This window comes from Pseudochrobactrum saccharolyticum (genome assembly GCF_008801715.1).
Lineage (GTDB): Bacteria > Pseudomonadota > Alphaproteobacteria > Rhizobiales > Rhizobiaceae > Pseudochrobactrum > Pseudochrobactrum saccharolyticum.
The window spans coordinates 50,932-66,293 of the sequence record NZ_VZPG01000002.1 but is presented as its reverse complement, the minus strand read 5'-3'; the positions used below and the strand labels follow the sequence as shown (position 1 = coordinate 66,293).

Below are 15,362 nucleotides of genomic sequence, written 5' to 3'. Positions count from 1 at the left end.
GTCTGAATCAAAAAGCGGCAGACGCCATTTGCAGCCAAGTCGGGTGGCTTTTGGGTCAGACATTTATACTTTGTTGACGCGGATTTCATTCCCCCACGGATCATCAATCACGCGCGTTTTTACATCACGCGTATCATTGATCTGCACAAAAGACAGACCGCTGCGGTCAAGATCACGTTTACCGGCGCCAGCACTCTGCCAGATATTATTGGCAATGTGGTGGTGATAACCACCGGAAGACAGAAACACAGCTTTTGAGCCGTATTTTGCTACGGTATCGAATGCCAGTTCATCATGCCACCAGTCATCCGCAGGCTGAATTTGCCCGACACGCAGATGCACGTGGCCGACAACCGTACCTTCCGGCGCTTTTGTCCACTCAGACGGCGCATTGTTCAATTCCTGCAAAAGACCATTCACATCCATGGCATCGGTCACCATATGCACCTGATCGCCGTTCCACTTCCATGTATCAGGCGCGCGGTCGGTATATATCTCAATACCATTGCCATCCGGATCGGTCAGATACACAGCTTCACTCACCGCATGGTCGGATGCACCGGCAACCGGCAGCTGTTTGTCGATAGCGCGACGTATCCAGCGCGCCAGATCCGCGCGTTCCGGCAGCAGAAACGCGGTATGAAACAAACCGGCACTGCGCGGATCTTCCGGCTTCAGAGCCGAAGATTGTTCAATCTCCAGCAATTCCCGCCCGCCTGCACCAAGAATAATCGAGGAGCCGCGACGTGCCATTTCACGCAGACCGACAATATTTTCATAATATTGCGCCAGCGTTTCAGCATCGCGCGACTTCAGCCCGACGCGTTCAACATAAGCCGGACGTGTCACTGCAAATGGTAATCTTGTCATAATTTCATCCCCGTTTCTGCACCGCGGAATTGTCTGCCGACAGCAATAACAGGCTTAGCGGTTACTTTCAGATAACCTATAAATCGCTCGTCGCCGGACAAGTTGCAATACACAGAGCGGCAAACACGCTGTTCACAAAATAAAATACAATCGCCGCAGAAATCGCAAAACTGTCCACTGAGATGAAACAATTTACGGCATCATCTTTAAAATATGTCTCTGAATAATAATATGAATGGCAGTGAAAACTGCGCTCTCCGCCAGGCAGAGATACGCAGAAGCAATATTGAATAAACGCTTCAGGCAGAGTAAATCAGGCATATGAAAGTTAAAGACGCAGATATCCTCATCATTCCCGGCTACACCAATTCCGGTCCTGACCACTGGCAGACACGCTGGGAGAATAAACTCTCCACCGCCCGCCGTGTGCAGCAGGCAGAATGGTCAAAGCCTGTTCGCGAAGACTGGGTTGCTTCCCTCATCAAGCATGTTGAGGAAGCCACTAAGCCTGTCGTGCTGGTCGCGCATTCGCTGGGTGTGCCAACAGCTGTGCATGCTATTCCGCATATCAAAGACAAGGTTGCCGGCGGCTTTTTCGTCGCGCCACCGGATGTGCTGGATGAAACGATTCGTCCGAAACATCTGATGACTTTCGGCCCCTATCCGCGCGAGCGTCTGCCGTTTCCGGCCATCACCATTGCCAGCCGCAATGATCCGTTCTCAAAATTTGAGTCGGCCGAAGATATTGCAAATGCATGGGGCTCACTGCTGATTGATGCCGGTGAAGCCGGTCACATTAATGCGGAATCCGGACATGGCCCATGGCCTGAAGGCACCATGGTCTTCACCCAGTTTCTGTCCAAGCTCTGAAAGAAAAAGCCGCTTAAAAGCGGCTTTTTTATTATCTCATCACTCGTCCCATGCTTTAAGCATTGCCGATGCACCGGCGGCCAGATAGCCCCGATCCGAGGCCAGTGTTATGAAACGGAAGCCGAGAGCATTATACCGTTTGGCGAATGCGCTGTTGGGCGCATAAATTCCGGCCAGCTTGTTGCTTGCGGCTGCTTTTTGCGCAATCCGCGTCAGCGGCACAACAATATCCTCGGAAAGCGGGTTAGCTTCACGACCATTGCTCCATGCAATTGAAAAATCTGCAGGCCCGACAAACACACCATCAATTCCGCGCACGGCCAGAATATCATCCAGTGCCTCATAGGCTGCACGGGTTTCGATCATCGCAAAACTCAATGTTTCCTGATTGACCGTGAGCAAATATTCATTGGAACCGGCCTGCCCGTAGCTGATATCACTGCGCAGCGGCCCCCATGAGCGCTCACCGACCGGCGGATATTTCATGGCAGCGGCAAAGGCTTGCGCATCTTCAACGGAATTGATCATCGGGGCAATCACCGCATTGGCTCCGAAATCCAGAGCGCGGCTGGCTATATCAAAGCGACCGACTGGAATACGCACAATAGCAGGCTTACCGGCGGCTTTTATTGTACCGATACCCTGACAGATGCTGGCCTCGGTATGCGAACCATGCTGCATATCCATCGTCACCGCATCAAAACCCAGAGCGCTGATATTCTCCAACAAAAGCGGATCAGAGATAGTACTCCATGCTGAACGAACCGTTTCGCCGGAGCGCAAACGGGTGGCCAAAGAGTGTGATATTGTCATGAATGCACCTGTATGTATCTTATATTTCAGAATGTTCCCGACGGACACCTTAGAGCGCAATGAAAAAGGCGTCTATGCGCTTCACAGTAAACATCAAATAAAAAAGCCGCACGGAGCGTTCCGTGCGGCTTTTCAGAAAATCTATAAAGGCACTGATTATTCAGCGCTGATCTGCTTGGCAGCTTCCTCAAGCAAATCAAGCAATTGCACACGCAATTCAGCATCGCTGACATTCACGGATGCAGCACTGAAATCAGCAGTAATTTTGCGGATAACATCCTCGTCACCGGCTTCTTCAAAATCTGCACGCACCACTTCACCGGCATAGGCCTGTGCGTCTTCTCCGGTTTTGCCGAGTTTTTCAGCAGCCCAGAGACCAAGCATTTTATTGCGACGGGCAATCGCGCGGAACCGCAAATCTTCGTCATGGGCAAATTTGTTTTCGAATGTATTGCGACGTTCGTCCATTCCGCTCATAGGTCCCTCACATATCAGTTAGTCGGTTTATTCTTGATCTTTATTATACGCCGCCCGCAACAAAATCACAGTATAATGCGTGGCTGCTTTAGGCATATAGGGTTCGCATAATGGCACAACCAGAGGCTGCGCACAGAAAAAGCATAAAACAATCGCTGAAAAACAGCATAGCGGCATAAAGGATGATTGTTAAAAGTTATCATTTGCGCTAGGGAACGCAGACATTGCGGCTGCAGTGGCCGCTTCCTGAAACATCGGGATGAGACGAGACGTCTCAAAACGGTCTCAGCAAACCCCAGAGGTTCCTAAACCCCATGAATCGACGCCGCCGTATTTACGAGGGCAAGGCCAAGATCCTTTACGAAGGACCGGAGCCAGGCACGCTCATTCAGTTTTTCAAAGATGATGCCACCGCTTTCAATGCCAAAAAGCATGAAGTGATTGATGGCAAGGGAGTGCTGAACAACCGCATTTCCGAATACATCTTTACGCAGTTGAACAAGATCGGCATTCCGACCCACTTTATCCGCCGCGTCAACATGCGCGAGCAGCTGATTAAAGAAGTCGAAATCATTCCGCTTGAAGTCGTTGTGCGCAATGTTGCCGCCGGCTCACTGGCCAAGCGTCTGGGGATTGAAGAAGGCACCGTTCTGCCACGCTCAATCATTGAATTCTATTACAAGGCCGATGCACTCGATGACCCGATGGTCTCCGAAGAGCATATCACTGCATTTGGCTGGGCAAGCCCTGCGGAACTCGATGATATTATGGCACTTGCCATCCGTATCAACGACTTCCTCACAGGCCTGTTCCTCGGCGTTGGCATTCAGCTGGTCGATTTCAAAATCGAATGCGGCCGTCTGTTCGAAGGCGACATGATGCGCGTGGTTCTGGCCGATGAAATTTCGCCGGACTCAGCCCGCCTCTGGGATGTTGCCACCAACGAGAAAATGGACAAAGACCGTTTCCGCCGTGATATGGGTGGTCTGGTTGAGGCCTATCAGGAAGTGGCACGCCGTCTCGGCATTATCAACGAGAACGAGCCGCCGCGCCCTACCGGCCCGACACTGGTCAAGTAACGTCAAACAGCGCCGCGCGCCTTAATTAAGGCGCGCAAAGGACGCTGTTCATTTAAATTGTTGCATAATTTTATCTTTAAATCGAAAATGATTTAAAGAATTATGCAATCAGCCCGGGAAGTCTGCCGCTTTCCGGGCTGTGTCTTTCAGGCAGTATTTCCGCGCTGCGGAGACTGTACATTCCCTCTTCTAAAATACAGGATAACAAAGTGATTAAGGCACGCGTCACCGTCACACTGAAAAACGGCGTTCTCGACCCTCAGGGTAAAGCCATTGTCGGCGCTCTCGGCAGCCTCGGCTTTGATGGCGTCAATTCTGTACGTCAGGGCAAGGTTTTTGATGTTGTTCTTGAAACTGCGGACAAAGCAAAGGCTGAAGCCGAGCTGAAAGCCATGTGCGAAAAGCTTCTCGCCAATACCGTTATTGAAGATTACAGCTTCGACATCGCCTGATCTCTTTCTTTTGATGTCATCTGACATCATATTATGAAGAGTAATTAAAGCAGTTGCAGGAAAAGCGGAAACCGCCTTTACGGGCAATCAGATTACCGGCAGTTCGTCGGCTGATAATTTTCCGCTCCGATCCGTCCGCTACTGCGTTGGATTAAAAGAAAGTAATCTGCACCATGAAATCAGCAGTTATCCTTCTTCCCGGCCTGAACCGCGACCGCGATATGATTGCCGCACTGACAAAAATCGGTGGCAAAGCTCCGCAGACCGTGTGGCAGACCGACACAGAAATTCCTGATGTTGACCTGATCGTTATTCCGGGCGGCTTTTCCTACGGCGACTATCTGCGCTGCGGTGCGATTGCAGCCCGTATGCCTGTGATGCAGGCATTGCGCAAAAAGGCAGAAGCCGGTGTGCGCGTTATCGGTGTCTGCAACGGCTTCCAGATTCTGCTCGAAGCAGGTCTCCTGCCGGGTGCGCTGATGCGCAATACTTCGCTGAAATTCGTTTGCCGTGAAGTAAAGCTCGAAATCGCCAATAACCAGACAGTCTTCACCCGCGGTTACGAACAGGGTCAGATCATTCGCAGCCCTGTTGCCCATCATGACGGCAATTATTTTGCTGAAAGCGATGTTCTGAAATCGATCGAAGACAATGGTCAGGTTGTGTTCCGTTATGCGGAAGGCACCAACCCGAATGGTTCAGTCAATGACATTGCCGGTATTACCAATGCACAAGGCAATGTGCTCGGCATGATGCCGCATCCGGAAAATCTGATCGAACAGGCACATGGCGGTACCGACGGCCGCGCGCTGTTTGCATCGGCACTGGATCGTCTGGCTTCCTAAATCAGGTTATGCCCGCTTTGCGCAATAACGCGGCGCGGGCATTTCCTTTTACAGCAGCATGACCTGCATAACAGCAAAACGGGAGGAAGTACTATGAAGCTCTATAACAAGCCTTTATCACCCTACTGCGCCTTTATCCGCATTATTGCTGAGGTCAAAGACCTGCCGCTGAAACTGATCGATGCGCCTGCCGGACCACCGCTGCCGGAGAGCTTCCGTGAAATCTCCCCGATGCGCCGCATTCCTGTGCTGGTCACCGGTTCTGGTGAGACATTGTTCGAAGCCTCTGTGATCGCAGAATATCTGGAAGAGCGTTTCCCTGAAAAACCGATGCTGCCCGCTGATCCAAAAGACCGCGCACAAATTCGCATCATTATGCGTCTGCTCGATCTGGATGTGCTGCCGTCGATCATCCCTGTTTTGCTGGCAGGCCCTGCCAATCCGCTTCCTGCGGATAAAGCAGCGAAAGTCTTCAACCATGTACACCATGCGCTAAAAACCGTTGAAGACCGTATTTCTTCCGGCCCATATGCATTGGGTGAGCATGTGACACTGGCGGATGCATGGCTTGCACCAACGCGCTTCCTGCTGGAAAGCCTGCGTCGTTTTCCAGGCTTTGAAACAATTTTGGACGATTGCCCGAATATTGAAGGCTATAAAACCAATGCAGAAGGTATTCCTGAAATCGCTGCCGTTTTGGGTGAAATGCAGGATGCCCGCAAAGCTCTGGCGAAAGCTAGTTAAAGCATTTCACAGTCAAGTTGGAACAACTTAGACGTCCGTGATAATGCAACCACTAAAAAATTTAGAGCGAGCGCCATGATCCAATCTGGAGGTAAACCGCTCTAAAGCCTAAAATATGCAAAGCCTGACAAACAATAGTCAGGCTTTGCAAATGCTGAAATACCATACAATCATTTCCCCTGCGGAGCTCAGTCTTTTATGAAATTGGCGCATATAATTGTAATGGCTTTGTCCGCAGTTGCTTTAAGCGGATGTCTCGCGTCTAAAAAATCCCCGTCTCCCGCATCGGGTAATGTCAGTCATACGGCTTTGGCGACCATGGAGCGCGTGGCGCTTGGTGCAAGACAATGCTGGTTTAAATCCGGCGACCCTCAGTTCCGCCAATATACGCTGGCGCCGGAACTGGTTTCTTATACCGGCCGACCGCGTATTCTCGTCGTCCCAGCAAAGAACCCGAATGACCGGCCTTTGCTGGTTGTGCAGGCAGAAGGCAATCCGGGACGTATGGAGCGTTTCGGCCCGTTAATGCAAAGCCCGCTTTCCGAACGCATCGAGCGCGATACAGCGCGCTGGGCTTCCGGACAAAAAAGCTGCTAACCGAATATGCCAGCGAAGCTGGCGGCACATAAGAATTAAGCATCGAACCTATCACATATCCGAGCTCCGGCTCATAGATCAAAGAAGACAGCGACACCGATATGGACAGCAAAAAGTCAATCCGTAATGATTACCCGATCACACCGGAACTGATTGCCTCACACGGCCTCAAGCCCGACGAATACCAGCGCATTCTTGACCTGATCGGTCGTGAGCCAAGCTTTACGGAGCTGGGTATTTTCTCGGCAATGTGGAACGAACATTGCTCGTATAAATCCTCCAAGAAATGGCTGCGCACTCTGCCAACAACAGGTCCGCGCGTTATTCAGGGCCCGGGTGAAAATGCCGGTGTTGTCGATATTGATGACGGCGATTGCGTTGTTTTCAAAATGGAAAGCCACAACCACCCGTCTTACATCGAGCCTTATCAGGGCGCGGCGACCGGTGTCGGCGGTATTTTGCGTGACGTATTCACCATGGGTGCCCGCCCGGTTGCAGCCATGAATGCTCTGCGCTTCGGTGAGCCTGACCATCCGAAAACCCGTCACCTCGTTTCCGGCGTTGTTTCCGGTGTTGGCGGTTACGGCAATGCTTTCGGCGTGCCGACTGTCGGCGGTGAAGTTGAATTTGATGCCCGTTACAACGGCAACATTCTCGTCAATGCTTTTGCAGCGGGTCTCGCAAAATCCGATGCGATTTTCTATTCCAAGGCCGAAGGCGTTGGCCTGCCGGTTGTTTATCTCGGTGCCAAAACCGGTCGTGACGGCGTTGGCGGCGCGACAATGGCATCGGCTGAATTTGATGAATCGATTGATGAAAAGCGCCCGACCGTTCAGGTTGGTGATCCGTTCACTGAAAAATGCCTGCTTGAAGCCTGCCTTGAGCTGATGGCTTCCGGTGCGGTTATCGCTATTCAGGATATGGGCGCTGCCGGTCTCACCTGCTCTGCTGTTGAAATGGGCGCCAAAGGCGATCTCGGCATTGAACTGAACCTCGACACCGTACCGGTGCGCGAAGAACAGATGTCCGCCTATGAAATGATGCTCTCTGAAAGTCAGGAACGCATGCTGATGGTGCTGCGTCCTGAACAGGAAGCAGAAGCACAGGCGATCTTCAAAAAATGGGGTCTGGATTTTGCTATCGTTGGTAAAACCACTGACGACCTGCGTTTCCGCGTCTTCCATCAGGGTGAACAGGTTGCCGATCTGCCGATCAAGGAACTCGGCGATGAAGCGCCTGAATATGATCGTCCGTGGACACCGGCTGTTGCACCAAAACCGCTGGCTGCCGATGATGTACCGGCTGCCGATATTGCAGACAGCCTGATCAAGCTGCTCAACTCTGCCAATGGTTCTTCCCGCCGCTGGGTCTATGAACAATATGACACGCTGATTCAGGGTAACTCCCTGCAATTGCCGGGTGGCGATGCCGGTGTGATCCGCGTTGACGGCCATGAAACCAAAGCTCTGGCTTTCTCTTCCGACGTAACACCGCGTTATGTGGAAGCAGATCCGTTTGAAGGCGGTAAGCAGGCTGTAGCCGAGTGCTGGCGCAACCTGACAGCAACCGGTGCTACACCGCTTGCTTCGACCGACAACCTCAATTTCGGCAATCCTGAGCGTCCAGAAATCATGAGCCAGCTGGTTCATGCGATCAAGGGTATCGGCGAAGCCTGCCGCGTGCTGGAATTCCCGATCGTTTCCGGTAACGTCTCGCTCTACAACGAAACCAATGGTCAGGGCATTCTGCCGACACCGACCATCGGCGGCGTTGGCCTGATCAAAGACTGGTCGAAAATGGCACGCATCCGTTTTGCAGGCGAAGGCGAAGCCATTCTGCTCGCAGGCGCACCGGAAGGCTGGGGCACACATATTGCCCAGTCCGCCTATATGCGTGATGTTCACAACCGCATCGACGGCCCTGCTCCGCATGTTGATCTGGCGCATGAAAAAGCGACCGGCGACTTCGTTCGCGGCCTGATCGAAGATGGGCTGGTCACAGCAGTTCACGACTGCTCATCGGGCGGTCTGGCTCAGGCTGTGGCTGAAATGGCTATCAAAGGCGAAATCGGCGCAACCATTAATGAACCGGCAGCCCATAATCCGGTTCTCACCTTCTTCGGTGAAGATCAGGGACGTTATGTGCTGACCGTGACCGAAGCCAATCTGGCACAGGTACAGAGCCGCGCAGAAAAAGCCGGTATTGCAGCACCATTTATCGGTCGCACCGGTGGTAAGTCTGTTATCCTCGGTTCCGCAAAGCCTGTATCTGTTGAACAGTTGCATCAGGCCTATGAATCATGGTTCCCTGACTATATGAACGGCGAAATCTGAAACCAGATTTTAATACCCGTTAATAACGGAGCCTGCGTCTTGAAACACCGAGACGCAGGCTCCAATTTAAGAAGAGTATCCCCAAAAGCTTAAGACAGGTTTTGGACAAGATGCTAAAACAAAAAAACAGAGCTGGCGCGACAGAACAGATCGGTCGCGGCACACTCTGATCAGAAAAAATGCTCTCGGAGGATTTTAATATGGCTATGGCACCTGGTGATATTGAAGACATGATCAAGGCAGGCATTCCCGGCGCTGTTGTCAGCATCCGCGACCTTGCCGGAGACGGTGATCATTACGCTGCCGAAGTCGTAGCGGAAGCCTTTCGCGGTAAAACCCGCGTTCAGCAGCATCAGATGGTTTATGACGCCCTCGGCGGCAATATGGGCGGCGTGTTGCACGCATTGGCATTGCAGACCCGCGCACCGGAATAACAATTCACTGAGCCTGAGTGCAGTGCAGTCAGGCTCACAAAATACCCTGCGGCAACAGGCGTTCTGGAAGATGTTTCCCGCATCGCTTAAAAAGCAGCCAATTTATAAAGCCTAACTCTGGCGGAATTTGTCCCGCCGGCAATGAAAGGACACTCCCATGAGCGGCATCACTGCGCTTATCGATAATGAAGTCAAAAACAACGATGTCGTGCTTTTCATGAAAGGCACACCGGATTTCCCGCAATGCGGTTTCTCCGGTCAGGTTGTTCAGGTGCTGGACTATATCGGCGTTGACTACAAAGGCATCAATGTTCTGGCTTCTGACGAAATCCGTCAGGGCATCAAGGAATATTCCAACTGGCCGACTATTCCTCAGCTTTATGTAAAAGGTGAGTTCATTGGCGGTTGCGATATCGTGCGTGAAATGTTCCAGGCCGGTGAATTGCAGGCTCTGCTGACAGAAAAAGGCATTGCCACCAAGGCAGCCTGATCCGCAGCAAAGACTTCACGAATATGTGATTATCAAAAAACGGCAGATCTTCTGCCGTTTTTTTTTCATTTAAACTATTAAATAGAATTTATCATTCCGGCCAGATTGCGCTCTGCGCAAATCCCTATATGTTGGAATATACCGGCCTGTAAAACTGCTTCGCCAGAAATTTGAGCGCAGTATCTCACGAATGCGGCGAAAAGTTTTTCCGGTATCAATATTTTCAAACAGTATTTATCTGCGGCACCGCCTGCATAAGGCTGCATCGAATTGCTGCGGTAAATGCCCTTCCTGAAGTTTCAGGTCACAAGATTGCGGACGCCCCTGTAACCGTTTTGAGGCTGCACGGCTTTCGCCCTTTATAGCTCGGCAGATACCGGACTGTTTCTGCCTGCGCGCTATTCAAAACACCTCTGTTCCGTAAACAATCCGAGTTTCAGCGGTTTGCGGAACATCGCTTCAGTATCCGGCCACAGACACATCAATAGCAAATTGTGTCATCATCGGTCTGCCGGTTGCTGATCCGCAATAGATTTTTCCGACCGTATTTCCGGCCGGACAAGGCATGTAAAAGATGAAAAGTGAACTTCCTGCAGATGCGGTATCTGCATCCGGCAATCAAGCCTCCGACGGATTTAAATTATCCAGACCGGAATTTATTGCCCTTATCGCGGCACTGATGGCAATCAATGCGCTGGCTATTGATGTCATGCTGCCAGCTTTGGCCGAAATCGGCAATTCTCTCGGTGTTCTGACACCGAACCATCACCAATATGTCGTTACAGTCTACCTGTTCGGCTTTGCAGTCTCACAGCTGCTTTATGGCCCGATCAGTGATCGTTTTGGCCGTAAAAAGCCACTGCTGATCGGCATCGGCATTTATGTCGTCACCTCGCTGGCCTGCGTCTGGGTGCCGGAATTCAATATGCTACTGGTTTTGCGCTTCCTGCAGGGGATCGGTGCCGCAGCTACCCGCGTCATGACTGTTTCGATTGTGCGTGACCGCTATTCCGGCCGTGCTATGGCTGAAATCATGTCGCTTGCCATGATGGTCTTCATGATCGTTCCGGTGATTGCACCGGCAACCGGCGAAGTCATTCTGATCTTCTCCGAATGGCATATGATCTTCGGCTTTATGGCTTTATTTGCCTGTGTGATCGGTTTCTGGGCCTATTCCCGTATGCCGGAAACTCTGGCACCGGAAAACCGCCGTCCTTTCACAGCCAAATCCATTATCAGCGGCTTCGGCATTGTTATCGGTAACCGCGTGGCATTCTGCTACACGCTGGCCGCATCTTTTATGCTCGGCTCGCTATTCGGCTTCATCAACTCTGCCCAGCAGATTTATGTCGGCATTTATAATCTGGGGCGTGGCTTTCCGGTGGCATTTGCTGCCGTTGCCGCCTTCATGGCACTGTCTGCCTTCCTGAACTCACGGATGGTCGGGCGTTTCGGCATGCGGCGGATTTCGCAGGTATTGCTGATTACATTTATCAGCCTCAGCCTGCTGTTGTTCCTGCTGTCGGTATTTTTTGAAGGGCCAGTGCCATTCCCGATTTATATCGTGATCTTTGCACTGATCATGTTCTGCTTCGGCTCTATCGGCGGTAACTTCAATGCTTTGGCAATGGAGCCGCTTGGTCAGGTTGCCGGTACGGCTTCTTCCGTTCTCGGCTTTGTACAGTCGCTGACCGGTGCAGCCATCGGTATGCTGATCGGCCAGTCCTTCAACGGCACAACTGTACCGATGGCGCTTGGCTATTTCATCGTCGGTGCCATTGCGATGGTGTTTGTGCTGATTGCAGAACAGGGTAAATTGTTCCGCGCGGTATCTCCGTCACCACAGCATATGATTGAGAAATAAAACCAATAAAAAGGCCGCATTAAGCGGCCTTTTTTCATAAATGCGAACCGTTATTTCTGCCACAGCGTCTGCTTTATCGCCTGCCAGCTATCTGTATCCGGCGCGATAATCAAACCACCATCCACATGACCCGGCTTATAAGCACTGCCATCAAGCCGCGCAGTATAACCTCCGGCTTCCTGATGAATCAGATTGCCCGGCAGGTGATCCCAAGGCATCAGCTTATTATAAACCGCGAAATGCGCAGAACCAGTGGCAATCACGCGATATTCATGCGCTGCACAGCGATAACCGAGATGCGAGAGAAACTTCGCCTGATTACCGGCAACCAGCGTACGGTCAGGCTCCGGCAGATATTGCCAAGATACACAACCGGTCATTTGGTTCAATGGCGGCGCATCAGCAACACGCACTTTATGTTCACTGCCATCGGCACGACGGATATAGCTGCCCGCCCCCTTAACACCGATCAGCCAGTCACGCCCCATCGGATCATAGATGATACCGGCAACAGTTTCGCCTTTGATATTGACCGAGAGCATGACACCAAACAGCGGAACACCGGATGCGAAATTGAATGTACCATCCACCGGATCAATGGTGAAAGCCAGATCCGCAGAGTTAAGACCATTCAACAGTGCCGGATTTTCACTGCAGGCTTCTTCGCCTACGATCATAGCACCAGCAAAGCGCTCACGCAGCGCAGCGGTGATCACCTTTTCCGAATTGACATCGGCCTCAGTCACCAGATCAGCAGCCGAGGTTTTCTGGCGGATATCACCACTGTCCAGCCGGCGAAATCGCGGCAGAATTTCAGTATCAGCGGTCGAGCTGAGCAAATCAGCCAGCCAGTTAATCTCGTGATGATCAAACATGTTCTGCTTCCGTTATTCTTCTGAGGGGGAGGATAGTTCCGGCGCCATCAGTGACGCAAAATCAAAAATCTTACGATCCAGCAAATGGCTCGGACGCACATTGGCCAGCGCGCGGATCATCGTATCTTTACGACCTGGCATGCGCTTTTCAATATCGGTCAGCATGGCCTTCATCATATTGCGCTGTAGGCCATCCTGACTGCCGCACAGATCACAAGGAATGATCGGGAATTCCATCGCTGTGGCAAATTTTGCCAGATCATCTTCCGCCGCATAGGCTAATGGGCGCAAGACCAGCAAATCGCCTTCATCATTCAGCAGTTTCGGTGGCATCGACGCCAGACGACCACCATGGAACAAGTTCATGAAAAAGGTTTCGAGAATATCTTCGCGGTGATGGCCAAGCACCAGCGCCGAGCAGCCCTCTTCACGCGCAACACGGTAGAGATTACCACGGCGCAAACGCGAGCAAAGCGCACAATAGGTCTGATTTTCCGGCACCTTATCCGTCACGATCGAATAGGTATCCTGATATTCAATGCGATGGGTAATCTGATTTTTGGTCAGGTAATCCGGCAGAATATGTTTCGGAAAATTCGGCTGTCCCTGATCGAGATTGCAGGCAATCAGATCGACCGGCAACACACCGCGCCATTTCAAATCAAGCAGCAAAGCCAGCAAGCCATAGGAATCCTTACCGCCGGAAAGCGCAACCAGCCAGCGGTCGCCCGGACGCACCATAGCAAAATCATCCATCGCCTGACGGGTCTGACGCAGCAGGCGCTTGCGCAGCTTGTTAAAGCCGACCGAGGACGGCACATTGCGAAACAACGGATGACAACCGTCGCCGCCCATATCCTCATCACTCATGGATGCATAATCATCCAGTTCCTGACTGATATCGGAAACCGGCGCAGATTGTTCTGCTTTATCCTGCACGGTTGAGGGTGTGCCGCCATTCAGCGTGGTGTCGTGAATATTCATAATATCTCTGCTGCAAAAAACTGCTGTTAGAGCATCGAATAAAGCGAACTGCCCCTGTTCGCAACAAAGAAGCGGCTTTTCAGCCGCCTCCCGGTCACAAATTTCATTCAGAGTGTCTGTTATACTTCTTCATAACTTCAACAAGCCGGTCATGCGGAAGTGCGTAAGAGATATTATCGTCCCGCCCTTTCATGGTTTCCGCGGCAATCATCGCATTGATAATGGCCTCTTCGGTTGCCAAAGCGGCTGCCTGAATGAGCGGATCCATTTTATTATTGGAAACCATCTCCATTTGTGTAGTCTCTTCGCGACTAAAAGCATCAGGATTGGCCGTTGAAAACGCGATAAAAATATCACCGCTGCCATTGGCACCAAAACCACCGACACGACCAATGCCAACAGGCACACGACGTGCCAGCCGTTTCAATTGATGCGGCAGCAGCGGCGCATCCGTTGCCACGACAACGATAATCGAGCCGCTTTCCTCACGCGTCCATGATGTATCCTGCATCAGCTCGGTAATTTCCTCACCGACCGGCACACCGGCAATCATCAAATCCTGCCGTCTGCCGAAATTACCCTGCACCAAGACGCCGACAGTATAACCGCCCTCTTCATCGCTCAGTTTACGGGAGGATGTGCCAGTGCCGCCTTTAAAATGAAACAGGTTCATGCCGGTGCCGCCACCGACATTACCTTCTGCAATTTTACCACCCGCAGCATTATCCAGCGCGGCATAGACATGTTCTTTTTTCACATGCATGCCGTTGATATCGTTCAGGATACCGTCCCATGTTTCAGCTACCACCGGCAGTAGCCAATAAAGATCTTTGAAATGCGGCCCCGTCAGATCATTATCAATCAGCCATGAAACTACAGAATCCCGCACCACGCCAACGCTATGCGTATTGGTGATCGCTATCGGCCCTTCCAGAAAACCGCTCTCCTCCACCCATGTTGTGCCGGTCATTTCGCCATTACCGTTGAGAGAATACCAGCCGGAGAAAACCGGATTGAATGTCTTACCCCGTGGCAGAATGGCTGTAACGCCAGTGCGTGCAGGGCCTTTACCGGTCTCTAACTTGCCCTCACCCTCGATAATCGTCGAATAACCAACCGTCACGCCTTCAACATCGGTAATGGCATTATTCGGGCCGGTTGTGCCTGTAAACGGAATACCGAGATCACGCGCGCGCGGTTTATGCGATATGCTTGTCATTAAAATTATTTCCATATTCTGCAATCAAAACAATTCCGCCAGAAGCAGGAGCCGCCGCTGTCGCAAACTGTCTTTAGGCAAAAACACAGCGTCTTTGCCCTGATTTTTGAGAACCCTCCGTGGCGGTATGTCGTCATGCTCCCCGATACCACCACCGGCATATAAGCACCGCAAATTTATCCGCGCAATTGCTTTCATCCCGCCGTTATCAGCAGGCTTATCGCATCACTATTAAGCTGGGAGAGAAGATGAGAAAGGGTAGAGGCGCATCTGCCTCGGCAATAAGTTTATGCAAGATACAAAAATGCCCTGCCGCTCACTTATTTTGGCGCGCAGGGCTTTTGATTGGGGTTCATCCCATTTTGTCGGTAGTCATTCGCCGACAAGCTTTCAGAAAGCTGCCCTAAAGGCAGGTT

Annotated in this window: 15 protein-coding genes and 1 pseudogene; 10 read left to right on the top strand and 6 right to left on the bottom strand. The window is 51.6% G+C overall.

The window, feature by feature from the left end; genetic code table 11:
- Positions 1–63: 63 nt before the first annotated feature.
- Positions 64–861, bottom strand: a pseudogene (locus F7P81_RS06915) (VOC family protein); the annotation flags it as partial.
- Positions 862–1,191: 330 nt separating this feature from the next.
- On the opposite strand from F7P81_RS06915, the gene F7P81_RS06910 reads away from it, so the two are divergent.
- Positions 1,192–1,740 (top strand): alpha/beta hydrolase, encoded by a 549-nt coding sequence (locus F7P81_RS06910; protein WP_151159023.1) that lies wholly within the window; start codon positions 1,192–1,194, stop codon positions 1,738–1,740.
- A gap of 39 nt (positions 1,741–1,779) precedes the next feature.
- Here the strand turns inward: F7P81_RS06910 and F7P81_RS06905 are convergent, their stop codons facing one another.
- Together F7P81_RS06905 and F7P81_RS06900 are read right to left on the bottom strand one after the other, a co-directional pair.
- Positions 1,780–2,547: an HpcH/HpaI aldolase family protein gene (locus F7P81_RS06905; protein WP_170265237.1), complete on the bottom strand. Its 768-nt coding sequence runs from the start codon at positions 2,545–2,547 to the stop codon at positions 1,780–1,782.
- A 162-nt stretch (positions 2,548–2,709) separates the two neighbouring features.
- Entirely contained in the window at positions 2,710–3,030 is a 321-nt protein-coding gene (locus F7P81_RS06900) for a DUF1476 domain-containing protein (RefSeq protein ID WP_075654849.1), read from the bottom strand.
- A 314-nt stretch (positions 3,031–3,344) separates the two neighbouring features.
- Here F7P81_RS06900 and purC point away from each other — a divergent pair, with 314 nt between their 5' ends.
- From purC to F7P81_RS06855, 9 genes are all read left to right on the top strand, one after another.
- Positions 3,345–4,109 carry a phosphoribosylaminoimidazolesuccinocarboxamide synthase gene (gene purC, locus F7P81_RS06895; RefSeq protein ID WP_022711521.1) on the top strand — a complete coding sequence of 255 codons (765 nt, stop codon included), beginning with the start codon at positions 3,345–3,347 and terminating at the stop codon, positions 4,107–4,109.
- 209 nt (positions 4,110–4,318) lie between these two features.
- On the top strand, positions 4,319–4,561 hold the full coding sequence (purS, locus tag F7P81_RS06890; RefSeq protein WP_022711522.1) for a phosphoribosylformylglycinamidine synthase subunit PurS: 243 nt from the start codon (positions 4,319–4,321) through the stop codon (positions 4,559–4,561).
- A 173-nt stretch (positions 4,562–4,734) separates the two neighbouring features.
- Positions 4,735–5,406: a phosphoribosylformylglycinamidine synthase subunit PurQ gene (gene purQ / locus F7P81_RS06885; RefSeq protein ID WP_022711523.1), complete on the top strand. Its 672-nt coding sequence runs from the start codon at positions 4,735–4,737 to the stop codon at positions 5,404–5,406.
- A gap of 93 nt (positions 5,407–5,499) precedes the next feature.
- The gene (locus F7P81_RS06880; RefSeq protein ID WP_151159021.1) at positions 5,500–6,150 is read left to right on the top strand and encodes a glutathione S-transferase family protein; all 651 of its coding nucleotides are present in this window, start codon (positions 5,500–5,502) and stop codon (positions 6,148–6,150) included.
- Positions 6,151–6,348: 198 nt separating this feature from the next.
- Complete coding sequence (locus tag F7P81_RS06875) at positions 6,349–6,747, top strand: hypothetical protein (RefSeq protein WP_022711525.1); 399 nt, start codon at positions 6,349–6,351, stop codon at positions 6,745–6,747.
- A gap of 101 nt (positions 6,748–6,848) precedes the next feature.
- On the top strand, positions 6,849–9,080 hold the full coding sequence (purL, locus tag F7P81_RS06870) for a phosphoribosylformylglycinamidine synthase subunit PurL (protein WP_151159020.1): 2,232 nt from the start codon (positions 6,849–6,851) through the stop codon (positions 9,078–9,080).
- Between the two features lie 200 nt (positions 9,081–9,280).
- On the top strand, positions 9,281–9,514 hold the full coding sequence (locus F7P81_RS06865) for a BolA/IbaG family iron-sulfur metabolism protein (protein WP_022711527.1): 234 nt from the start codon (positions 9,281–9,283) through the stop codon (positions 9,512–9,514).
- A 157-nt stretch (positions 9,515–9,671) separates the two neighbouring features.
- Complete coding sequence (gene grxD, locus F7P81_RS06860) at positions 9,672–10,004, top strand: Grx4 family monothiol glutaredoxin (protein ID WP_022711528.1); 333 nt, start codon at positions 9,672–9,674, stop codon at positions 10,002–10,004.
- 574 nt (positions 10,005–10,578) lie between these two features.
- Positions 10,579–11,868, top strand: a complete 1,290-nt coding sequence (locus tag F7P81_RS06855; protein WP_151159019.1) for a multidrug effflux MFS transporter — start codon at positions 10,579–10,581, stop codon at positions 11,866–11,868.
- 50 nt (positions 11,869–11,918) lie between these two features.
- Here F7P81_RS06855 and F7P81_RS06850 read toward each other — a convergent pair whose 3' ends face one another.
- The 3 genes from F7P81_RS06850 to F7P81_RS06840 form a co-directional block, all read right to left on the bottom strand.
- Entirely contained in the window at positions 11,919–12,743 is an 825-nt protein-coding gene (locus F7P81_RS06850; RefSeq protein WP_151159018.1) for an inositol monophosphatase family protein, read from the bottom strand.
- Between the two features lie 12 nt (positions 12,744–12,755).
- Positions 12,756–13,613: a tRNA 2-thiocytidine(32) synthetase TtcA gene (ttcA, locus tag F7P81_RS06845; protein ID WP_121993448.1), complete on the bottom strand. Its 858-nt coding sequence runs from the start codon at positions 13,611–13,613 to the stop codon at positions 12,756–12,758.
- Positions 13,614–13,830: 217 nt separating this feature from the next.
- The gene (locus tag F7P81_RS06840) at positions 13,831–14,946 is read right to left on the bottom strand and encodes a DmpA family aminopeptidase (RefSeq protein ID WP_210246208.1); all 1,116 of its coding nucleotides are present in this window, start codon (positions 14,944–14,946) and stop codon (positions 13,831–13,833) included.
- Positions 14,947–15,362: the final 416 nt, after the last annotated feature.